The following is a 21,657-nucleotide window of genomic DNA, read 5'->3' as shown; positions in this document are numbered from 1 at the left end:
CACGACGGAGGGGTCGAACCCGTGACCGCACGCATCCTGATCACCGGCGCGGCCGGCGTGGTGGGAACGCTCATGCGTCCCCGGCTCGCCGCACAGGGCCGTGTCCTGCGGCTGCTGGACATCGCCGAGCTGCCCGCCGCGGCGGACGGCGAGGACGTCGAGCTCGTCCAGGCGTCGGTGACCGACATGGCCGCGATGGAGGCGGCGATGCGGGACGTGGACGCCGTGATCCACCTCGGCGGGCACAGCCTGGAGGAGTCGTGGGAGAAGATCCTGCGGGTCAACATCGACGGCACGCACACGGTCCTGGAGGCCGCGCGCCGCTGCGGTGTGCAGCGGGTGGTGCTGGCGAGCTCCAACCACGCCGTCGGGTACGTCGAACGCGCCGACGGCGAGGCCGGTGACTACCTCTTCCCGCGCCCGGACACCTACTACGGTGTGTCGAAGGTGGCGCTGGAGGCGCTGGGGTCGTTGTACGCCGACCGCTACGGGATGGACGTGATCGCACTGCGCATCGGCTCGTGCTTCCCGAAGCCGCGCGACGTGCGGATGCTGTCGACGTGGATGTCACCCGACGACGGCGCCCGGCTGTTCGAGGCGGCGCTGTCGGTCGCCTCACCGGGGTTCCGGATCGTGTGGGGCGTCTCGGCCAACACGCGCGGCTGGTTCTCGCTCGACGAGGCCCGCGCGCTGGGCTACGAACCGCAGGACGACTCCGAGGTGTTCGCGGAAGAGGTGCTGGCCGCGCACGGCGGTGAGCTCGACCCGTCGTCGTATGCGGGCAAGTACGTGGGCGGGGCCTGGTGCGGCCCCGATTTCGACACGGCAGTCAAGGAGGCAGGGCGTTGAGCCACGTCGTTCAGGGATACAACCCGCGCACCGGTGAGCCGTTCGGCGAACCGGTCGCCAAGACCCCGGACAGCGAGGTGGACCGGATCGCCTCGGCTGCCGCCGTCGCGTTCCCGGCGTGGTCGCTCGCGCCGGCCGCCGACCGCGCGGTGGTGCTGGAGGCGGTCGCCGACGCGCTCGACGCGGAGTCGGAGCTGCTGGTCTCCACGGCGGACAGCGAGACGGCGCTGGGCGTGCCGCGGCTGACCACCGAGCTCAAGCGCACGACGAACCAGCTGCGGCTGTTCGCGGAGGTGCTGCGCGAGGGCAGCTACGTCGAGGCGACGCTGGACTCGGCGAACCCGGACATCATCCCGCCGCGCCCGGTGCTGCGCCGCGTGCTGCGTCCACTGGGGACGGTCGCGGTGTTCTCCGCGTCGAACTTCCCGTTCGCGTTCTCGGTGGCCGGCGGTGACACGGCGTCCGCGCTCGCGTCCGGCTGTTCCGTCGTGGTGAAGGCACACTCGGCGCACCCGTCGACCTCGCGGGAGACCGCCCGCGTGGTCGTGGACGCGCTGCGCGCGGCCGGTGCGCCCGAGGGCGTGTTCGGGATCGTCTACGGCACCCAGGCCGGTGTGGCCCTGGTGCAGCACCCGGTCGTGCGGGCCGTCGGCTTCACCGGGTCGACCGGTGGCGGGCGGGCGTTGTTCGACCTGGCGCAGGGCCGGCCGGACCCGATCCCGTTCTACGGCGAGCTGGGCAGCGTGAACCCGACGGTGATCCTGCCGGGTGCGGCGACCCCGGACGTCGCCGCCGGTTTCGCGCAGTCGCTGACGATGGGCGTCGGCCAGTTCTGCACGAACCCCGGCCTGGTGTTCGCGCCCGCGGAGCTGGTGCCCGCGCTGGGCGAGGCGGTGGCGGCGACGGCCGGTGGCGCGATGCTCAACGAGCGGATGTGCGACTCCTACACCGCCTCGACGGACGCGCTGGCCGCGTCGGACCTGGTGACCGTCGTGTCGACCGGCAGCCGGCCGGACGAGGCGTGGGCGGTGTCGCCGCGGCTGTTCAGCGTGCCGATCTCGGTGTTCGAGCAGAACCTGGAGAAGCTGACCGAGGAGCACTTCGGCCCGGCGGCGCTGGTCGTGACGTACTCGTCGCCCGCGGAGCTGCACCCCGTGCTCGCGAAGCTGCCGGGAACGCTGACCGGCACCGTGCACGCGGCCGAGTCGGACCACGCCGAGGCCGGTGCGGTCGCCGAGGTCCTGCGGCACGTCGCGGGCCGCATCATCTTCAACGCCTGGCCGACCGGTGTCGCCGTGGCGTGGGGCCAGCACCACGGTGGCCCGTGGCCGTCGACGACGAACCCGCTGCACACCTCGGTGGGCGCGACGTCGATCCGCCGCTGGATCGCACCGGTGACCTACCAGTCGTGGCCGGACGCCCTGCTGCCGGCCGAGCTGCAGGACGCGAACCCGCTGGGCATCCCGCGCCGCGTCGACGGCGTGCTCGGCGTGCACTGACCCGTTCGCCCGAAGGGGGCGGCCGGCATCACGCCGGCCGCCCCCTTCGTCGTGCTTGACCCTGGAGTGCACTCCCAGGTTTAGCGTGGGCGGCATGAGAGTTGCGGAGCTCGCACGGGAGGTGGGGGTCGCGCCGGACACGGTGCGGTACTACGAGCGGGCGGGGTTGCTCGCTCCCCCGCCGCGCACGTCGTCGGGCTACCGGCAGTACCCGGAGGCGGCCGCCGAGCGGATCCGGTTCATCCGCGACTGCCAGCGGTTCGGGCTCACATTGCGCGAGATCGCCTCGCTGCTGGCCGTCCGCGACACCGGCGAGTGCCCGTGCGAACCCGCCTCGGAGCTGCTGCGGCGGCACATCGCGGACATCGACGCCGAGATGACGCGGCTGGCCCGGCTCCGCACCGAGCTGGCGGAGATGGTCGAGAGCACCGACTGTCCCCCGTGGTGCCCACCGGAGGGGAGGTGATCCCGATGACGGACGAGTGCTGCACGTGCTGCGAGTGCTGCTGACCTGAGTCCCGTTCACCGGTTCGGTGTGGCGCCCACCGAACCCCCCTGGCTCAGCCGTTCTTGCTGCTCAGGAAACCCGCAATCGCTTTCGCGCAGTCGAGCGACTCGGTGTGCGTGGTGTCGACCTCGACGTCGTAGGTCATGTCCCGGTGCACCAGGTCCGCCTGCGCTTCCGCCATGCCGCTCACCCGGTCCCCGCGGGCTAGCTCACGCCCGGTGGCGACGGTCGCGTCGCACCGCACCCCGACCCAGACCACGTCGAGCCCGTGCAGCGCTTTCTCCCACCGCGCCCGCGACTCCGTGCCGCCGAGGAACACCTCGTCCACGATCACGCGCGCCCCGGCCCGTGCCATCGCGGCGACACCGCCGATCCACGCGTCCTCCAGCTCGCGGAACTCCCCGCCGACGGTCACCTCACCGTCGTCGGCGAACCCGATGCCCTCCTCGCCGAGCCGCAACCGCGCCGGCATCGCGTCGATCAGCGTGTCCACCCCGAACGCCAGCCACGGCTCCGGGAACACCGCCTGCAGGCACCGCGCGATCCCGGACTTGCCCGCGCTGGACCCGCCGTTGAGCACGATCACCTGAGCCACACCTGGACCGTACCCAGCCCGCTCCCCCGTCACGCCTGCCCCAGCCTTCCCGTAGCTCACCACCCGTGAGCTCACCACCGTCAGCTCACCTCCAGCCGGCTGCTGCCCTGCTCCTTTGCAACGATTCTTTTGCGGTCGTCGTCCAGAGACTCATTGCTAAGGTGCAGGTCAGCAGGGTATCGCGAGCTACGAATCAGCCGATATATCAGTGAGCCGGCGTGCGGCGCCGTTCCGCCAGCAGCTCCCGCTGGTACCCGAGGAAGTCGACCTCCAGGGTGTGCCGCTTCGACGCGACGTACCGGCTGCGCAGCCCCTGCCGGTACGCGAGGACCTCCGCTTTCATGTCCGGCACCGGCGGCAGCACCGCCCGTCCGGTGAGCAGGTCGGCGACCCACTCGGCCTGCGCCTCCGCGAGCGGCATGACCGCCCCGAGCGGCTGGATCAGCCCGAGGAAGTAGAGCCCGGGGTGCTCGGGGTCGACGACCCGCTTGTAGAGCGACACCTCGTTGTCGGCCGACGACACCGAGGGGAACGCGGACGCCTCCAGGAACGGGAACTCGACCTTGTACCCGGTGCAGTAGACGATGACGTCGACGTCCTCGCGGCTGCCGTCGGTGAAGACGACACCGGTCCCGTCGAGCCGGGCGACGTTCGGCTTCACCGTGATGTCGCCGTGCCCGAGCCGGGTGAGCAGGTCGTCGGACACCGTCGGGTGCGCGGCGAGGATGCCGTGCGCGGGCTGCGGCAGGCCGTAGTCGGTGAGCTTGCCGCGCGAGATCCGCAGCATGAGCCGCAGTGACAGCGCCTGCAGCCACGACGGCGCGAACCGGGCGAGCGGTGAGGTCGTCAGGTGGTCGGTCGGCATGCCGAACAGGAACTTCGGCATGATGTGCGCGCCGCGGCGCATCGCCAGGAACGTCCGCGCGGACACCCGCGACGACTCGACGGCGATGTCGCAGGCCGAGTTGCCGATGCCGAGCACCAGGACCTTCTTGCCGGCGAACCGCTCCGGCGTCTTGTAGAAGTGCGCGTGCATCTGCTCGCCGTCGAACGTGCCCTCGAACGCCGGCTCCGGCCAGCGCGGCGACCAGTGGTGCCCGTTCGCGACGACGACCGAGCCGTACGAGGTCGTGACCGGCTCCCCCGTGTCCCGGTCGCGCGAGGTGACCGCGTAGCCACCGGCGGTGGGCACCACGGACGTGACCTCGGTGCGGAACCGGATGCGGTCGCGGAAGCCGTGGTGCTTCACGAAGTCGTCGAAGTACTCGGCGATCTGGAAGTGCGACGGGTACGCCGGCAGGTGTGCCGGCATCGGGAAGGACCTGAACTCCATCATCTGCCGCGAGGTGTTGATGTGGAGCGAGCGGTAGGCGGACGACATGCCGTTGTCGTTGAGGTAGCGCCAGTTCCCGCCGATGTCGGAGCCGGCCTCGTAGCAGTCGTAGTCGACGCCACGGGCGCTCAGCACCTGACAAGCGGCGATGCCGGACGAACCCGCTCCGATGACGCACACGCGATCCATGGCTGAAGGATTCTCACGTTCTGTGCGGCTGTCAATGATCGGGCCAGCCCGCCTGCTGGGATTCCGCACGCCGACCGGCTCGGGCCAATACCTTGACGCGCATGCGAAAACTACTCGTTGCAGTCACGTCGGTGCTGGCGTTCTCGGTCACCACCGGAACGGCGGCGGGCACCCCGTTGCCGTTGCCGGAGATCTTCGCGACGAACAACACCGCGATCATCACCGACCCCGCCGACTCCCGCCTGCGGGACCGGCTGACCGGCTTCGACCGCGAGGTCCGCGGCATCGTCTTCGCCCACGGCGGCGTCACCACCCGCTCCACGCTGCTCGACGGCGTGTTCTGGTCGAGCGAGCAGCAGCGGACGACGTTCGAGCGCTCCCGCAAGTTCGACGTCACCCTCGGCGAAGAGGGCCTGCGGCACGCCGCCGCCACGATCGGCAAGCGGTTCCGGCAGGAGTCGGTGCTGACGTTCCGCTTCCTGCCCGCGAACTCGCCGCAGGTCGACGCCGTGCAGGTCGAGGTCGACGGCATCACCGCGCAGCAGCTGCGGGAAGGCCTGCTCAACGACGCCGTGGCGCGCGAGACGCTCGGTGGTGGCAGCGTCACGCTCCAGAACCGGGCGATCCTCATCGCCGGCGTCGGAGACCTGCCGGTCGTGCGCGCGTTCGTCACGTCCCTGGGCGGCGACATGAGCAGGGCGAAGGTGCGCAAGGGCACCTGGGAGTTCGTGTCGGCCGCGGAAACTCCTTTGTGGATCAACGAGAACGCGGCCTAACCTCGTTCCCATGGCAGCAACCGTCGTCCGCGGCCAGAACGTGGACATCCGCATGTGGACCCGGCCCGACGAGGTCGAGGAGTTCGCCATGCGACAGCTCCAGAACATCTCCGCGCTGCCGTGGGCCGTCAAGCACATCGCCGTGATGCCGGACGTGCACTACGGCAAGGGGGCCACGGTGGGATCGGTGATCGCGTTGCGCGACGCCGTCTCCCCCGCGGCCGTCGGCGTGGACATCGGCTGCGGCATGACCGCCGTGCGCACGTCGCTCACGGCGAGCGATCTGCCGGAGACGTTGCGTGGTCTCAGGTCGCGCATGGAGTCGGTCGTGCCCGTCGGGTTCGGCCAGCACAGGGCGACGGCGTTCACCGAGAGGGACGCGTCCGACTGGGGATCGTTCTGGCGGCGGTTCGACGACCTGACGCCGGCCGTGAAGGCGCGTGCCGACAAGGCGATGCACCAGATGGGCACGCTCGGCGGCGGCAACCACTTCCTGGAGGTCTGCCTCGACGGCGACCAGCGGGTGTGGGTGATGCTGCACTCCGGGTCGCGCGGGATCGGCAACGAGCTGGCGCAGCACCACATCGCGGTGGCGCGCACGCTCGCGCACAACGCCGAGCTGCCGGACCCGGACCTGGCGGTGTTCCTCGCGGGCACGCCGGAGATGGCGTCCTACCGGCACGACCTGTACTGGGCGCAGGACTACGCGCGGCGCAACCGTTCGGTCATGCTGCGCCTGGTGTCCGACGTGCTGCGCGCGGAGTTCCCGCACATCGCGTTCGAGGAGCCGATCTCCTGTCATCACAACTACGTCGCGGAGGAGACGCACTTCGGCGAGGACGTGCTGGTGACCCGCAAGGGCGCGATCCGCGCCGGCCGCGGTGAGCTGGGCATCATCCCCGGTTCGATGGGCACCGGTTCGTACATCGTGCGCGGGCTCGGCAACCCCGACTCGTTCCAGTCGGCGTCGCACGGCGCGGGCCGGCGGATGTCGCGCAACAAGGCCCGCAAGACGTTCACGACGCAGGATCTCGCCGACCAGACAAGTGGGGTGGAGTGCCGCAAGGACTCCGGTGTGGTGGACGAGATCCCGGGCGCCTACAAGGACATCGACACCGTGATGGCGAACCAGTCCGACCTGGTCGAGGTGGTCGCCAAGCTCAAGCAGGTGGTTTGTATCAAGGGTTGAATGTTTCCCCGGCGCGCGCATTGGAAAGCCTCCGGACAGCAGAGTTCCTGCCTGTCTTGGAGGTTTTTCCATGTCAACGGGCGCCATCATCGGTCTGGTGGTCGCGGTTCTCGTGGTGCTGGTGGTCCTCGCGTTCGTGCTGAGGCCCGCCATGCAGCGCAAGAAGCTGCGCGACCGCTTCGGCCCCGAGTACGACCGCGCGGTCGCGGAAAGTGACGACAGGACGGCCGCGGAGAAGGAGCTCGCCGAGCGGGAGCACCGCCACAGCGAGTTCGACCTGAAGCCGCTTTCCCCTGCGGCGCAGGAGAGTTACCGCCGGCACTGGGCCACCGTGCAGGCCAAGTTCGTCGACTCGCCGAACACGGCGATCGCGGACGCCGACCGACTGGTGACCGACCTGATGGCCGAGCGCGGGTACCCCACCGAGGGGTACGAGGCGCAGCTGAGCGTGCTGTCCGTCGAGCACGCGCGGACGCTGGAGCACTACCGCAAGGCCCACGACATCTCCGAACGCCAGGAGATCGGCGAGGCGAGCACCGAGGACCTGCGCACCGCGATGGTGCACTACCGCGAGCTGTTCGACGACCTGCTCGAACGCGGCGCGGGTTCCCGCAAGGACGTTCCCCGGAAGGAGAAGAGCGATGTCTGAGGCCGTCCACTCACGGGCCGCGGCAGCGCAGGCACAGCAGGAGCAAAAGGACCAGACGGTGCGCGAGGAGCGGCGTGAGGAACGCGCCGCGCACGCCCAGCGCGAGGACATGCAGCGCGCCGACGCCCAGCGCACCGAGGCCCAGCGGGTCGACGCTCAGCGGGTCGACGCCCAGCGCGAGGGTACGCAGCGTGAAGGCGTGCAACGCGAGGGTGGTCAGCACGAGAACCTGGCCGCGCAACGGGAAATCCACCAGCGCGACGTCGTGCCGCAGCAGGCCCAGCGCCAGGAAACGCAGCGCCACGAGACCCACCGCCAGGACGCCGTGCGTCACGACGGCCGGGCGCAGGAGTCCGGACGCCAGACCGCGCACACGGCGCAGGCCGAGCGCCCCCAGGCCGAGCGGTTGCCGGGCCGGCTCGAGGACGAGTGGCAGGCGGTGCAGTTCGAGTTCGTCGACGACCCGCACGCCGCGGTGCGCAAGGCGGACGACCTCGTGCAGAAGGCGATCGAGGAGCTGACCTCGCGCCACCGCACGCTCTCCCAGCAGTGGAAGGGCGAGGGCAAGCACGAGACCGAGGAGCTGCGACTCGCGCTCCACCGCTATCGGGAACTGTTCAGGTCGCTCGTAGCGACCAGGTGATCCAACGCCCCGGCGCCGCGGCCGTAACAGGTTGCGGCGCCGGCAGGCATGTCCGCACCAGCTCGCCGGCGGTCAGCTGGGCAGCTCGCGGATCTCCATCTCCAGCACGTCGATCTCGTCGCTGATGGCCTCGTCGAGCATGTCGTCGAGCAGCTTGCGGCACTCCGCCGACCCGCACCGGGCCAGTCCCGTCCCGAAGCGCGGCACCTGCTCCCACCACACCGCCGGGTTGTTCCAGAACGACCCGGACCCCTGGTCGACGCCTTCGAGGCACCGCAGCCGCTGGTCGGTCTCCGGAAGTGAGCGGACGAACTCCACGAACAACGCCAGCGCGTCGGGGTTGCTCACCGGAACCGCGCCATAACCGCGCAGGCAGTCCTCCAGCTCAGCGAGGAACTCCGCCTTGAAGGACACGGCACACCCCCGCTCCTCCGCACCGCTGCGGACGTCTTGAGTTCGTGCCGTCAACAGTACCTCCGCAGCCTTTCCCGGAAACGAGTGCGAACGGGCGGTATCTTCCCGGGCCCAGGCGGGATTCCGGTGACCTTCAGTCACTTCTCCTGCCGTTCACGTGCCCTCGTGCGCAACGTGCCGGGACACGAGAACTCCGTTGTCCAGCTTGACGACCTGCGCGACGACCAGCTTGTCGACCGGGTCGCAGCCGGACGTGCCGCTCGCGTCGTCCCGGGCGAACGTCAGCCTCCCGGACGCGCCGTCGAAGTCACGCAAAGTGCGCAGGTACTGGAAAACAGCCTGCCGGGCCTCACCGTGTTCAGCGGCGCGCGCGACGACCTTCACCGCGTCATAGGCGAGGAGGATGTGTCCGTTGGGGCCCGAAAGAAATGCGCGCCGCACGTGCCGGTTCTGCGCTGTTTCGTAAAGCCGGAAGAACTGTTGCGTCGTTTGCGGAACTTGCGCCATGTCCGGCGTCCACGCGAACGTGGAGAAGTACAACCTCCCGTCGGCGAATTGTTTGACGCCCTCCAGGTCCGCGAAGTTCGTCGTCTCCAGTTGGGTGAGGTCGTCACCGCCGAAGACGACGGGGTCCTGGCAGTTGCCGTTGCCGCTGAGCTCGGTCAGCAGCCCGCCGATCTCCGCGGTGCGGCCGGTGTAGAGGATGAGCGGGTTGCGGGACTTGCCGCAGATGTCCATGACGACGTGCGCGAGCTGCGCGGCCACGGTTGTGCTCTCGTCGTAGCCGTGCATCCTGGGACGCAGCCGGCGTTCGAAGAGCTGCGCCAGATCGGCGCTGTACTCGTCTCCCGGGCTGTGCACGAGGTGCAGCGGGCGGCCGCGCAACGCCTCGGTGCGTTCGATGATCCGCGCGACGACCTCCGCCTGCCGGTCGTTGGACGGCGCGATGCGGAAGAAGTACGGCTTCTGGCTGTAGGTCGTCGACGACAGCGCCGACCCGACCATCGGGACGCCGACCTGGCGGTCCTTCGTGGGTGCCAGCGCCTGCAGCGCCGCGGCGGTGGAGACGCGGCTCTGCCCGAGCCCGGTCACCGCGACGACGGTGCGGTCGCGTTCGGCGTAGGCCTTGATCTGCTCGGCGACCACCCTCGCGTGCGCCGACTCGCCGCCGAAGTTCGCGAGCACCAGGCGCACCAACGGGTTGCGGGCGATGCCGTCGAGCTGGTTCCACTCGTGCTGGGCGAGGTAGGCGCCGCGCAGCTCGTTCACGCCGGCCGACAGGTCGCGCTTCACCCGCTCCGTGGAGCTGAGCATGGTGGCGACGACGATCGTGACGCTGGGGCGGTCCTTGGCCTTCGCGACCCTGGCGTTCTCGTCGGCGATCAGCTGGGCCAGCTCGCCGACCTCGGCGTCGTCGCTGTTCTGCAGGGTCGGGTCGCCGTGGGCGAACCGGCCGGGTCGCTCGCTCATCCCGACGCACTGCACGTCATCTACTTTGGACAGACGGGTGCGGTGGCCGGACAGGTCGGCGACGAGCTCACCGGGTTCGTAGATGCCGTAACGCAGGCAGTGCGTGCTGTTCTGGAGGTAGAACGCCGCGCCGTACCCCACGAGCAGCACCGCGACGAGGTAGACGACGACGCGGCGCACGCCGTTGCGGCCGGGCCAGTGCCGCGGGTACGGGTGGACGCCGACGGTGGACTGGCGCGGCAGCGGCGCGGGCGGTGAGGCGGGCGTGTTGTGCTCAAGCGCCCTCTTCGTCGCGCGGTAGGAGGTCAGGCGTTCCTCGGGACCGTGGAGCTCCTGGTGCGAGCGCAGCACCCGGTCGTACATCTCGACGGTCGGCCGCGCGGTGCGGCTGCGGGAACGCAGGTCCCACGTCGCGAGGACGGCGTCTTCGAGCAGCGCGGTCTCCGGGCGCACGACGCGGTCGACGTGGCGGTGCAGGGTGCGGCGGGCGCTGGTGCCGCGCAACCGCTGCCACCACGCGCGTGATTCCTCCTCACGTGGCTCCTCTCCCTCACCCGGCGGCATCGGGGCCTCGGCGATGGTGGCGAGCTCGGCGATCCAGCCGTCACCGCGTTCGTCGACGTGCGGCCGCAGCCGTTGTGCGACGAAGTGGACCTCGCCGAGCGCGAGCGCGTGGTAGAGCGCGTCCTCACGGCGGCCGAGGCTGTCGAAGCGCTCCTTCAGCAGCCGGTGCACGCCCACGTGCGAGAACTCGCCGTCCGGTGCCTCCCGCAGCCGCCGGGCGAGCAGGTCGCGCAGCAGCGGGTGCAGCACGAAGTCGTCGCCGTGGCGGGACGCGAAACTGAGCTGTGCCAGCAGAGCGCGCATGTTGTCGCGGTCCCACTCCCGCGGCAGCAGCGCGTGGACCACGTGCCGGTCCAGCACGCGCGGCGCGGCCAGGCGGGCGAAGATCTCGCGGGCGGCCTGGCGTTCCGGCATCTCCTCCGCACCGGGAATCCGCTGGAAGAACCGCAGCAGCAGGTAGTCGCCGACCGTGGCGTCCTGGAACGTCGTGGTCTCGTCGACGGGCAGGCGTTCGTCGAAGACCGCGCGCACCGACGGCAGCACCTGGTCGCGCGCGAACATGTACTGGACGAGCTGGATGGCCAGGCGGACCGCGAGCGGGTGCCCGTGCGTGACCTCGTGCAGCTCCTCGACGAGCGCCTCGGACTCCACGGTGCTGTTGCGGGCGCGGTTCCACTCGGCGAGGAACTGCCGCGTCTGCTCCGGTGTGAACGGCTTGAGCTGCACCGGCAGGAACATCGACTGGGCGGTCCGCTCGTTCTCGCACCGTTCCAGCCAGGCCGTGTGGTCGAGCTCGGCCTCGGGCAACGGCGGGGCGGCCTGCTTCGTCGCGATGACGAGCAGCGGCACGTCCGGTTGCACGAGCCGGCGTTCCGCGAGCAGGTGCAGGAAGTCGGTGGGACGCGCGGCGGGCCGCGGGCGTTTCGGCGGCAGGTAGGAGTCGATGCCGTCGAGCAGGTCGGCGCCGTCGAGCAGCAGCAGGGAGTTCATCCTGCGGTAGCGGCGGAACCGGTACGCGGCCTGGACGTCCGCCAGGAACGCGGCGACCAGCACCCGGTCGAGCTCCAGCGTCTCCCCGGAGCGGTGCAGGCCCCACAGGTGCACGAGCGCCGCGTCGAACTTGGGCCGGTGCCCGCCCTTGAGCTCCTTGCCGGTGTGGTTCTCGAACCACCTCAGAGCGCGCGCGACCCGCGGGCCGCCGAGCAGCCACCGCAGCGGCTGCGGTGCGACGACCGCGAGACCGATGAGCCACAGCAGCAACGGCCGCAGCACCTTGCCGAGGCCCTGGGCCGGGGGCAGCACCTCGACGACCTCCGCGGCGTCGGCGACCGCGACCAGCCGGGTCATCTGCTTGGCGGCGAGCTCGCGGGCGCGGTGGTGCGGGTCGTCGGCCGGTTCGCCGTGGAACGCGAGGCGGGCGAGGTCGTAGCGCGGCAGCCGCATCCGGCCGAAGTCGGCGTGCCGGTAGGAGCGCAGCTGCTCGGCGGCGACGTCGAGGATGTCCTTGCAGGAGCGGGAGCCGGCCTTGTCCAGGTCGACGTGGGCGACCGGGGCCTCGCGGTAGCGCCTGCGGACGTGGTCGAGCAGCGAGGTCTTGCCGCTGCCGCCGGGACCGTACGCGACGACCACCGGCAGGGGGTGGTTGCCACGACGTTCGACCAGCGACTCGACCAGTCTGGTCAGCTCGTCTCTGCCGACGAGCCCGATCTCCGGTTCCAGCGCCATGGTCCCTAGACGCTCGCGGAGATGTATTTGTTCCGTTCCTAACGGTCTGCGTGCAGGCGTGCGACGAAGCTGAATCGATCACCCCGGTACAGCGAGCGCGCGCGTTCGATCGGATGGCCTTCCACGTCGTAGGAGACGCGGTGCAGCAACAGCATCGGCAAAGCGGGGTTCGTGCCGATCAGCAGTGCCTCGCGCGGGGTGGCGAGGACCGTCTCGACGCGTTCCTCTGCCTCGGCGAAGCGCACGCCGAGGCGTTCGGTGAGGCACGCGTAGAGCGAGCCGCCCGGGTCGAGCTTGTCGAGCAGGTCGGGGAAGCGGCGGCTGCTCAGGTAGGTCGACTCCAGGCCGATGCGCTCGTCGTCGGCGAGCAGCACGCGTTCGAGGTGGACGACCTTCTCGCCCGGTTCGAGCACCAGGTCGCGGGCGAGGCCCTCGTCGGCGCTGAGCTCCTCCAGCGTGATCACCGTGCGGGTGGGCTCCACCCCCTGCCTTCGCATGCCCTCGGTGTAGCTGACCAGCGACAACGGTTGCACGAGCTTGGGCGGGGCGACGAAGGTGCCACTGCCCTGGCGGCGGAGGAGCTTGCCTTCGAGCACGAGCTCGCTGACGGCCTGGCGCAGCGTGACGCGCGAGACGGAGAACCGTTCGGCGAGCTCGCGTTCGGACGGCAGCACGGTACCTTCGCCGAGGGTCTCGACGAGGTCGAACAGCTCGGCCTTGACCGCGTAGTAGCGCGGAACTCGGCCGTGTTCTGGGATGCCCGCGCGAACAGGTCGATCAGCGCGGTGCGGCGGGACGCGGTTCACGTGGCGTGAGCCTACGTCACGCCCCGTGTGATCAGGCCGCGAGCTTCGGCGGGTCGGGGATCTTGTAGCCGGAAGATCCGATGTTGGCCTCCAGCGACTTGCGCCAGGCTCCCGTGTCGATCATCTTCTGCAGCGCGGCCTGGACCTTCGCCTTGCTCTCGGGGTCGTCGCGGCGCAGGCCGACGCCGTACTCCTCCTTGCTGAACGGCTCGCCGACGACCCGCAGCAGCTCCGGGTTCTGCGCCGCGTATCCCGCCAGCAGGACGTCGTCGGTCGTGACGGCGTCGACGTTGTTGGCCAGCAGGGCGGTCACGCAGTCGCTGAACTTGGCGTACTCCTCCAGCTTCACGTCCTTCGCGAACTGCTCCTTCACGTAGGCCGCCGACGTGGAGCCGGCAGTGGAGCACAGCCGCAGGGTCGCGTTGAGCGACTTCGGGCCGGTGATGCGGTTCTCGTTCAGGCGCACCAGGAGGTCCTGGCCTGCGACGAAGTACGGGCCGACGAAGTCGATGACCTGCTTGCGCTTCTCCGTGATCGAGTAGGTCGAGACGACCATGTCGGCCTCACCGGTGGTCAGCAGCGTCTCCCGGTTGCCGGGCTGCGCCTCCTTCCAGGTGATGTTCTGCTCGTCGATGCCGATCTCCTTCGCGATGAACTTCGCGACGTCGACGTCGAACCCGCGGTAGGTGCCGTCGAGCCGGCGCACCGCCATGCCCGGCTGGTCGTAGGACACGGCGATGACGATGCGTTCGTTCTTGCTGACCCGGCCCACCATCGTGGACTCGTCACTGCCCGCGCACGAGGCCAGGAGCAGCACGGCCGCACATGTCGTCGCTACCAGGCGGAGGAGCGCTCTCGGCGTCATTCGTCCCTCTTACAGCTGGATTCCACGGGCATGCGCCGATGCAACTTCCGGTGTGCGCTCGGCGATGTCGGAAACCTAGGCGGCCCGTGGACGCATGTCCATACCTCAGCGTGGATGAAACCTGCGGAATCGTTGCCGTAACCGGGGTCAGCGCAGCCGCCGCGGACCCGCGTCGTGCAACGAAGGAGGAGGTCCGAGCACTATTCGGGCACTGCTGACGAAAGCGCCTGCGGCAGAAGCAAGAACTGGTTCGAGCTTCAGCGAACGCACCTCCGGCAGGTCCTCCGCCAATGCCGCCAAACGGAGTACCAGGTCCTGGAGGGCTTTCAGGTCAGCGGGTTCGTCGCCGCGGTAGCCCGTCAGCAACGGTGCCGCCTTCGGTGCCGCGACGAGCTCCGCCGCGTCGGTGTCGGTCAGCGGTACCGCCCGGTAGGCCCGGTCGCCGAGCAGGTCGCTGACGACGCCGGACAGTCCGAACGAGACCAGCGTGCCGAAGCTCGGGTCGTCCTGCAGGCCCAGGACGCAGCTGACTCCCTTGGGCGCCATGCGTTGCACGTACACGTCCGGTTTGCCGGACAGCGCCGCGAGGTCCCGGTAGGCGGCCTTGACCGATTCCACCTGGGCGATGTCGAGCCGCACGCCGACCAGGTCCGTGCGGTGGCGCAGCCGTTCGCTGGTGGCCTTCATCGCGACCGGGTAGCCGAGCCCGGCCGCGGCCTGAGCAGCCTCTTCCGCGCTGTGGGCGATGCGGAACGGGACGACGTCGATGCCGTAGCACCTCAGCAGCTCGACGGCCGTGCGGTCGTCGATCGCGCGGTCGGTCGCCTCGATCCTCTCGTCCACAATGGATCTGGCCGCGGCCGCGTCGATGCCTTCCGGCCGCATGAAGTGGCCCTGGGGCGCGGCGCGCCATCGTGCATAACGAACCGCTCGCGCCAATGCGAGAACCGCGCGTTCCGGGCTCGCGTAACTGGGAATGGAGCCTTTCCCGGGAACCTTCAGCTCCTCGGGAATTCCTTCGACCGCGAGGAACGTCGACACGATCGGTTTCGTGCGGTGCGCGGCCTCTTTCAACGCGCGGGCATAGGCGGTGCCCGGAACCGCCACCGGCGGCACGAACACGACCACCAGCGCGTCGGTCTCGGGCCGTTCGAGGGCTTCCCGCACGGCCTTCGCGAACTCCTCCGGCGTGGCCTGGGCGCCGACGTCGACCGGGTCGCCCGCGAGCGCGAGGTCCTGGGCGAGCAGCGTGTCCGCGGCGAGCAGGCCGATGGCGGTGGAGTTGCCGACGACGGCGACCCGCTTGCCCTTCGGCAGCGGCTGGTGGGCCAGCAGCAGGGCGGTGTCGAAGAGCTGGGCCAGCGAGTCGACCCTGATCACGCCGGCCTGCTCGAACAACGCCTGGACGCTCGCCTCGTCGACCTTGACGCCGGTCGCGGCCAGGCCGGGCGTGACGGCGTGCCGGCCGGACTTCACGGCGACGATCGGCTTGGTGCGGCCGAGCCTGCGAGCGAGCCGGGCGAACTTGCGCGGGTTGCCGAAGGACTCCAGGTAGAGCAGCACGACGTCGGTGGCGGGGTCGGTCTCCCAGTACTGCAGCAGGTCGTTGCCGGAGACGTCGGCCCGGTTGCCCGCCGACACGAACGTCGACAGCCCCAGGCCCCAGCCGGCGGCGTTGGCGAGGATGGCCGTGCCGAGCGCGCCGGACTGGCAGAAGAACCCCGCGCGGCCCTTCTCCGGCAGCTTCGGCGCGAGGCTCGCGTTCAGGCGGACCCTGGGGTCGAGGTTGAGCACGCCGAGGGCGTTGGGCCCCACGACCCGCATGCCGTGTGCCCTGGCCTCGGCCGCGAGCCGGCGTTCGGCGGACAGCCCGTCGGGCCCCGTCTCGCCGTAGCCGCTCGACACGACGACCAGCGCCTTCACACCCTTCGCGAGGCACCCGTCCATGACCTCGTCGACACTGGCCGCCGGTACGGCGACGACGGCGAGGTCGACGTCGTCGGGGATGTCGAGCACGGTCGGGTACGCCCGCACGCCCCGCACCGCGCGGTGCTCGGCGTTGACCGGGTAGACGGGCCCGTTGAAGTCGGCTTCGAGCAGGTTCTTGAGCACCGCGTGCCCGATCTTCGTCGGGTCGGTGGACGCCCCGATGACCGCGACGCTGCGCGGGTGCAGCAGGTTGTGCACGCTGCGCGCCTCGGCGGCCTGCTCGCGCGCTCTGGCGACGGCGACGGACTCGTCGGTCGGGTCGATCGCGAACTCCAGGTGCAGCACGCCCTCCTCGAACGCCCTGCTGACCTGGTAGCCGGCGTCGCGGAACACCCGGACCATCTGCCCGTTCTCGGCCAGCACCTCGGCCTCGAACCGGGCGAGCCCGACCTCCCTGGCCGCGGCCGCGAGGTGCTCCAGCAGGATGCTGCCGAGCCCGCGCCCCTGGTGCGCGTCCTCGACGACGAACGCGACCTCCGCCGACTCCCCGCGGTGCAGCCGGTCGAACCGGCCGACCGCGACGATGTCGTCGCCGAGCACCGCGATGAGCGCCACCCGGTCGTGGTGGTCGACCGTGCTGAACCGCTCGAGGTCGCGCTGCGGGATCCGCGGGTAGGGCCCGAAGTAGCGGAAGTACCGCGTCCGCTCGGACAGCCTGCCGTGGAACTCCCTGAGCTGCTCGGCGTCGTCCGGCGTGATCGGCCGCAGGTGCACGGTGCCGCCGTCGCTGAGGACGACGTCGGCCTCCCAGTGCCGCGGGAAGTCGAACGGATCCCTGTGCCCGTTCGTGTCGTCGGCCACTGGTGTCAGTCCCTCGGGTCGTCCGGGTCGAGTCCGTGCAGGGGGAACACCGCACGACGCGTCTCGCGGATCGCCCGGTCCACCGGCTCCTCCGCGTCCCCGCCCCACGGCTGGTGTCCAGGGTCGCACTCATCGGTCATCGACGCAGGCAGCGGCCAGCCGGGCGCGATGCGCGTCGCGTGCGCCACCCACTCCGCGGGCAACGGCCGGTGCACGTCCACATCGCGGTCCAGCACCGTCGCGAGCAGGTGCGTCCACGACCGCGGCACCACCCGCAGCAGCTCGTACCCGCCGCCGCCGAGCGCCAGCCACTTGAACCCGTGCTCGGTCACCAGCTCGCGGAACGCCTGGTAGATGGCCCGGTGCCCGTCCACGCTCAGCTCGAGGTCCGCCAGCGGGTCCTCCTTGTGCGTGTCGACACCGCACTGCGTGACCAGCACCTGCGGCCGGAACGCCGTCAGCAGCGCCGGCACCGTCGCGTGGAACGCCCGCAACCACGCCCCGTCCTTCGTACCGGCCGGCAACGCCACGTTGACCGCACTCCCCTCGGCCCCCGCGCCGCCGACCTCACCGGCCCACCCGGTGCCCGGCCACAGGCTCATCGGGTGCTGGTGCAACGACACCGTCAGCACCCGCGGGTCGTCCCAGAACGCCGTCTGCACCCCGTCCCCGTGGTGCACGTCGACGTCCACGTACGCGATGCGCTCGACCCCGTTGCGCAACAGCCACTCGATCGCCACCGCGCAGTCGTTGTAGACGCAGAACCCCGCCGCGCTGTCGGGCATGGCGTGGTGCAGCCCACCGGCGATGTTGACCGCCCGGTCGGCCTCCCCGCTCGCGATGGCCCGCGCCGCCCTCAGCGACCCGCCCACCACCAGCGCCGACGCCTCGTGCATCCGCTCGAACACCGGGTTGTCCGGCGTCCCCAGCCCGTGTCCCACGTCCCACCCGGCGGTGGGCGCCGCCTGCACCGCGCTCAGGTACCCCGGCCGGTGCACCAGCTCGATCTCCTCGTCGCCGGCCGGCTCCGGGACGAGCAGCTCCACGTCCCGCAGCACCCCGAGCGCCGTCGCGAGCCGCACCGTGAGGTCGAGCCGCACGGGGTTCAGCGGGTGGTCGCCACCGAGGTCGTACCCGAGGAAGGACCTGTCCCAGACAACAGCGGCTGGCTTACCCATGCCTGCAACCTACCCACCGATCGGCCCAACCCGTGATCACAACATGGTCGCCCCGTGCGCCCGTGCCCCGCCCGGCGCCTACAGTCCCCTCGCCGGGCGTGAACCCCCCACGGCCCCGGAACCGAACCCACCGAACAGGGGTCAGAGGCGACATGCACCCGCGACCAGCAGCAGCCCTCCTCCTCGCACTGGGCCTCGTCCTCACCGCCGCCACGGGCTGCGCGGAGCAGGTCAAGGGCTCGGCCGTCGCCGACACCAACGCGGCCCCCGAACCGGAGGCCCCGGCCTCCACCTCGAAGAAGCCGTCCACCAGCACCACGCAGAAGACCCCCTCCACCAGCAGCGCCCCGACGAAACCGGGCGACATCAAGATCGCCACCAAGAAGAAGACCGCCGGCCTCGAAACCTGCGGCGTCCTCAAGGCCGCCGACGTCGAGGCCGCGACCGGCGGCAAGTCCGCGGCGGACGGCGGCTGCATCCACACCCTCTCCAACCCCTCCGTGGTGGTGACCCAGATGGTCACCGTCCCCGAGGTGGTCGACGAGGAGGGCGAGAAGAAGCAGATCGAGATCGGCGGCAACACCGCCTGGCAGGTCGCCACCTCCAAAGAGGACTGCCAGGTCACCGTCATGCTGACCGACGACCCCACCGCCATCACCACCGCCTTCTCGGTGAGCGTTCTCGCCCTCGACGAACTGGACACCTGCGGCGCCGCCCTGAAACTCGCCACCGCCGGCTTCGACCGCATCCCGAACGCCTGACCCCGGACCAGCCATCCCGGCTGGTCACCCGTCAGCCCGTCGCCACCTCCCTGTCCAACGCACACCAGTTCGACCACGACCCGGCGTACAACGCCGCCGGCTCCTCCGCCGACGTGATCCCCGCCACCTCCAACGCGAGCACCACGGACGACGCGGTCACGCCCGACCCGCAGTACGCGCCGACGGCCACCGCACCGCCCGCCTCCGCCGGCACCCCGATCCCGGCGAACCGCTCCGCCAGTTCCTCCGCACCGAGCCACCGCCCGTCGGCCCCGACATGCCCGGCCGACGGCGCGTTGAGCGCCCCGGGAACGTGCCCCGCCTTCGGGTCCACGGGCTCGGTCTCCCCGCGGTACCGCTGCGGCGCCCGCGCGTCCAGCAGCACCCCGTCCCGCGCCAGCGCCGCCGCACCGTCCGCGTCCAGCACCGGCATCTGCCCGGCCCGCACCACGACGTCCCCCTCCTCCGGCATGACCTCCTCGGCGCTCACCGGCAACCCCGCCGCCTCCCAGGCGGCGAACCCGCCGTCCAGCACCGCGACGTCCCTGAACCCGGCCCACCGCAGGAGCCACCACACCCGCGCCGCCACCGAACCGTCACCCGCGTCATAGGCCACGACCCGGCCACCCTCACGCACCCCGGCACGCCGCAGCACCTCCTGCAGCCGCTCCGGATCGGGCAGCGGATGCCTGCCGCCCACCCCCGGCGGGGCGGACAACTCGGTGTCCAGGTCCACGTACACCGCGCCGGGCACGTGGCTGACCTCGTAGTCTTGGCGTCCGGGCGGCCCACCGAGCCGCCACCGGACATCCAGCACAACGGCCGCCGGCCGCGCACTCAGCGCGTCAGCGAGGGCTTCAGGAGTGATCAAGGCATGCACGGGTCACATCCTGCACCGCGCGGACACCTGTGTCCCCCGGCACGACTACCATTGACACCACACGAAGGGGAGCGGGTGTGAACGACCTCATCGACACCACGGAGATGTATCTCCGCACGATCTACGAGCTCGAAGAAGAAGGCGTGGTGCCCCTGCGCGCCCGCATCGCCGAGCGCCTCGGCCAAAGTGGACCGACCGTGAGCCAGACCGTCGGCCGCATGGAGCGCGACGGCCTGGTCGTCGTGGCGGAAGACCGTCACCTCGAACTCACCGACCAGGGCCGCAACCTGGCGATCGCCGTCATGCGCAAGCACCGGCTCGCCGAGCGCCTCCTCGTGGACATCATCGGGCTCGAGTGGGAGCACGTCCACAGCGAGGCCTGCCGCTGGGAACACGTCATGAGCGAAGCGGTCGAACGCAAACTCATCAAACTCCTCGGCAACCCCACCACCTCCCCTTACGGCAACCCCATCCCGGGCCTCGACAAGCTGGGCGACGGCGAGCCCGCCCCGCCCGCCGAGGCGGACCTCGTGCGCATTGACGAGGTGGCCCGCCGCGGCGGTGGCCCCGTCGAGGTGCGCCGCATCGCCGAGCACGTCCAGCTCGACCCGGACCTGATGGCCGAGCTGAAGGAGGCCGGCGTCATCCCCGGCGGCACCGTCCAGGTGGAGTCGCTCGGCAACGCCAAGGTCATCCAGGTGCGCGGCCCGAACGGCAACCTGGCCGAACTCGACCCGGCGGTCGCCCACGCCGTGCTGGTGCTCGCCCGGTGACCCAGGCGACGACGACTCCGGCCGCCAAGGCGGCGGAGACGTTCCACCGCCTGCACGGACGTGCACCTCACGGGGTCTGGTCGGCACCCGGCCGCGTCAACCTCATCGGCGAGCACACCGACTACAACGACGGCTACGTGCTGCCGTTCGCCCTGCCCCACCGCACCGCGGTCGCGGCATCGCCCCGTGCCGACGGTGTGCTTGCTGTCAGCACGCTGGGCGACGACGGCGGGGTGCAACACGCGGCGCCGGTCGCGGTCGCCGACCTAGCGCCTCGCACCATCCGCGGGTGGGCCGCGTACCCCGGCGGCGTCGCCTGGGCCCTGCGCGAACAGGGCCTCCCGGTGACCGCAGGAGCGGACCTCGTGATCGCGGGCGACGTGCCCGCCGGCGCGGGCCTGTCGTCCTCGCACGCCCTTGAATGCGCAGTCGCGCTCGCGCTGCTGGGCCTGGCGGACGTGACCGCCGAACGGCCGGACATCGCGCGCTGGGTGCAGCGGTCCGAGAACGACTTCGTGGGCGCGCCGACCGGCATCCTGGACCAGACGGCATCGCTGTCCTGCATCGAAGCGCACGCACTGTTTTACGACGTACGCTCCGGCAAGTCGGAGCAGGTCGCGTTCGACGCCGCCGCCAGCGGCCTTGAGGTGCTGGTCATCGACACCCGCGCCAGCCACTCCCACGTCGACGGCGGCTACGGCGCCCGGCGGGCGGGCTGCGAGCGGGCCGCCGGCATCCTCGGCGTTCCCGCGCTGCGCGACGTGGACATCACCGAGCTCGACGACGCGCTCGTCCGGCTGCCCGAAGAGCTGCGTCCGCTGGTGCGGCACGTGGTGACCGAGAACGATCGCGTCCTGCGGACCGTCGACCTGCTGCGCGCGGGCCGGCTCGCCGAGATCGGCCCTCTTCTTTCGGCGTCGCACGTGAGCCTTGACGAAGACTACCGAGTCTCCTGCCTCGAACTCGACGTCGCGGTCGAGGCGTCGAGGGCGGCCGGGGCGCTCGGCGCCCGGATGACCGGCGGCGGCTTCGGCGGCTCCGCGATCGCCCTCGTGCCCGTCGAACGGCACAACGCGGTCGAGCGGGCCGTGCTCGTCGCCTTCGCCGCGCGCTCGCTCGTGCGGCCGCGACTTTTCACGGCGGTTCCCTCCGCGGGCGCGGGCCAGGACAGGTAGCGGAAACCGATCTTGACGAGGATTGC

At 70.9% G+C, this 21,657-nt stretch carries 19 protein-coding genes; 10 read left to right on the top strand and 9 right to left on the bottom strand.

The window, feature by feature from the left end:
- Positions 1-21 precede the first annotated feature (21 nt).
- From ACZ7CF_RS39560 to ACZ7CF_RS39550, 3 genes are all read left to right on the top strand, one after another.
- Positions 22-849, top strand: coding sequence for an NAD-dependent epimerase/dehydratase family protein (locus ACZ7CF_RS39560; protein WP_470372247.1), 828 nt, complete (start codon positions 22-24; stop codon positions 847-849).
- Positions 846-2,348: an aldehyde dehydrogenase (NADP(+)) gene (locus ACZ7CF_RS39555; protein ID WP_470372246.1), complete on the top strand. Its 1,503-nt coding sequence runs from the start codon at positions 846-848 to the stop codon at positions 2,346-2,348. Before ACZ7CF_RS39560 ends, ACZ7CF_RS39555 begins: the two co-directional genes overlap by 4 nt.
- Before the next feature lie 94 nt (positions 2,349-2,442).
- Positions 2,443-2,814: a heavy metal-responsive transcriptional regulator gene (locus ACZ7CF_RS39550; protein WP_360398368.1), complete on the top strand. Its 372-nt coding sequence runs from the start codon at positions 2,443-2,445 to the stop codon at positions 2,812-2,814.
- Between the two features lie 94 nt (positions 2,815-2,908).
- Here ACZ7CF_RS39550 and cpt read toward each other — a convergent pair whose 3' ends face one another.
- The gene (gene cpt, locus ACZ7CF_RS39545) at positions 2,909-3,451 is read right to left on the bottom strand and encodes a chloramphenicol phosphotransferase CPT (protein ID WP_458433691.1); all 543 of its coding nucleotides are present in this window, start codon (positions 3,449-3,451) and stop codon (positions 2,909-2,911) included.
- A gap of 205 nt (positions 3,452-3,656) precedes the next feature.
- The gene (locus ACZ7CF_RS39540) at positions 3,657-4,973 is read right to left on the bottom strand and encodes an NAD(P)-binding domain-containing protein (RefSeq protein ID WP_458433692.1); all 1,317 of its coding nucleotides are present in this window, start codon (positions 4,971-4,973) and stop codon (positions 3,657-3,659) included.
- Positions 4,974-5,074: 101 nt separating this feature from the next.
- Between ACZ7CF_RS39540 and ACZ7CF_RS39535 the strand changes: the two genes are divergently transcribed.
- From ACZ7CF_RS39535 to ACZ7CF_RS39520, 4 genes are all read left to right on the top strand, one after another.
- A complete protein-coding gene (locus ACZ7CF_RS39535; RefSeq protein WP_470372245.1) occupies positions 5,075-5,749 on the top strand; it encodes a hypothetical protein in 675 nt (224 codons plus the stop codon).
- A 10-nt stretch (positions 5,750-5,759) separates the two neighbouring features.
- Positions 5,760-6,938, top strand: a complete 1,179-nt coding sequence (locus tag ACZ7CF_RS39530; protein WP_360398376.1) for an RtcB family protein — start codon at positions 5,760-5,762, stop codon at positions 6,936-6,938.
- Between the two features lie 70 nt (positions 6,939-7,008).
- A complete protein-coding gene (locus ACZ7CF_RS39525) occupies positions 7,009-7,587 on the top strand; it encodes a hypothetical protein (protein WP_360398378.1) in 579 nt (192 codons plus the stop codon).
- A complete protein-coding gene (locus ACZ7CF_RS39520) occupies positions 7,580-8,230 on the top strand; it encodes a hypothetical protein (protein ID WP_470372244.1) in 651 nt (216 codons plus the stop codon). The genes ACZ7CF_RS39525 and ACZ7CF_RS39520 overlap by 8 nt, the downstream gene beginning before the upstream one ends.
- Positions 8,231-8,302: 72 nt before the next feature.
- On the opposite strand, the gene ACZ7CF_RS39515 is transcribed toward ACZ7CF_RS39520, so the two are convergent.
- The 6 genes from ACZ7CF_RS39515 to ACZ7CF_RS39490 form a co-directional block, all read right to left on the bottom strand.
- The gene (locus ACZ7CF_RS39515) at positions 8,303-8,644 is read right to left on the bottom strand and encodes a hypothetical protein (RefSeq protein ID WP_360398382.1); all 342 of its coding nucleotides are present in this window, start codon (positions 8,642-8,644) and stop codon (positions 8,303-8,305) included.
- 153 nt (positions 8,645-8,797) lie between these two features.
- Positions 8,798-12,403 (bottom strand): AAA family ATPase, encoded by a 3,606-nt coding sequence (locus ACZ7CF_RS39510; protein ID WP_360398384.1) that lies wholly within the window; start codon positions 12,401-12,403, stop codon positions 8,798-8,800.
- Between the two features lie 38 nt (positions 12,404-12,441).
- On the bottom strand, positions 12,442-13,209 hold the full coding sequence (locus tag ACZ7CF_RS39505) for a GntR family transcriptional regulator (protein WP_360398386.1): 768 nt from the start codon (positions 13,207-13,209) through the stop codon (positions 12,442-12,444).
- A gap of 31 nt (positions 13,210-13,240) precedes the next feature.
- The gene (locus tag ACZ7CF_RS39500; protein ID WP_360398388.1) at positions 13,241-14,026 is read right to left on the bottom strand and encodes a glutamate ABC transporter substrate-binding protein; all 786 of its coding nucleotides are present in this window, start codon (positions 14,024-14,026) and stop codon (positions 13,241-13,243) included.
- A 195-nt stretch (positions 14,027-14,221) separates the two neighbouring features.
- The gene (locus ACZ7CF_RS39495; RefSeq protein ID WP_458433697.1) at positions 14,222-16,864 is read right to left on the bottom strand and encodes a bifunctional acetate--CoA ligase family protein/GNAT family N-acetyltransferase; all 2,643 of its coding nucleotides are present in this window, start codon (positions 16,862-16,864) and stop codon (positions 14,222-14,224) included.
- Positions 16,865-16,869: 5 nt separating this feature from the next.
- A complete protein-coding gene (locus tag ACZ7CF_RS39490; RefSeq protein ID WP_360398392.1) occupies positions 16,870-18,042 on the bottom strand; it encodes an acetoin utilization protein AcuC in 1,173 nt (390 codons plus the stop codon).
- 152 nt (positions 18,043-18,194) lie between these two features.
- Between ACZ7CF_RS39490 and ACZ7CF_RS39485 the strand changes: the two genes are divergently transcribed.
- Positions 18,195-18,803: a DUF3558 domain-containing protein gene (locus tag ACZ7CF_RS39485; RefSeq protein ID WP_360398394.1), complete on the top strand. Its 609-nt coding sequence runs from the start codon at positions 18,195-18,197 to the stop codon at positions 18,801-18,803.
- Positions 18,804-18,834: 31 nt separating this feature from the next.
- Here ACZ7CF_RS39485 and ACZ7CF_RS39480 read toward each other — a convergent pair whose 3' ends face one another.
- Positions 18,835-19,683 carry a sulfurtransferase gene (locus tag ACZ7CF_RS39480; RefSeq protein ID WP_470372243.1) on the bottom strand — a complete coding sequence of 283 codons (849 nt, stop codon included), beginning with the start codon at positions 19,681-19,683 and terminating at the stop codon, positions 18,835-18,837.
- 77 nt (positions 19,684-19,760) lie between these two features.
- Here ACZ7CF_RS39480 and ACZ7CF_RS39475 point away from each other — a divergent pair, with 77 nt between their 5' ends.
- Positions 19,761-20,456 carry a metal-dependent transcriptional regulator gene (locus ACZ7CF_RS39475; RefSeq protein ID WP_360398398.1) on the top strand — a complete coding sequence of 232 codons (696 nt, stop codon included), beginning with the start codon at positions 19,761-19,763 and terminating at the stop codon, positions 20,454-20,456.
- Positions 20,453-21,631, top strand: coding sequence for a galactokinase (galK, locus tag ACZ7CF_RS39470; RefSeq protein WP_470372242.1), 1,179 nt, complete (start codon positions 20,453-20,455; stop codon positions 21,629-21,631). The genes ACZ7CF_RS39475 and galK overlap by 4 nt, the downstream gene beginning before the upstream one ends.
- Positions 21,632-21,657: the final 26 nt, after the last annotated feature.

It is taken from the genome of Lentzea sp. NPDC036955 (assembly GCF_055608005.1).
This window is presented reverse-complemented; position numbering and strand designations above follow the sequence as displayed.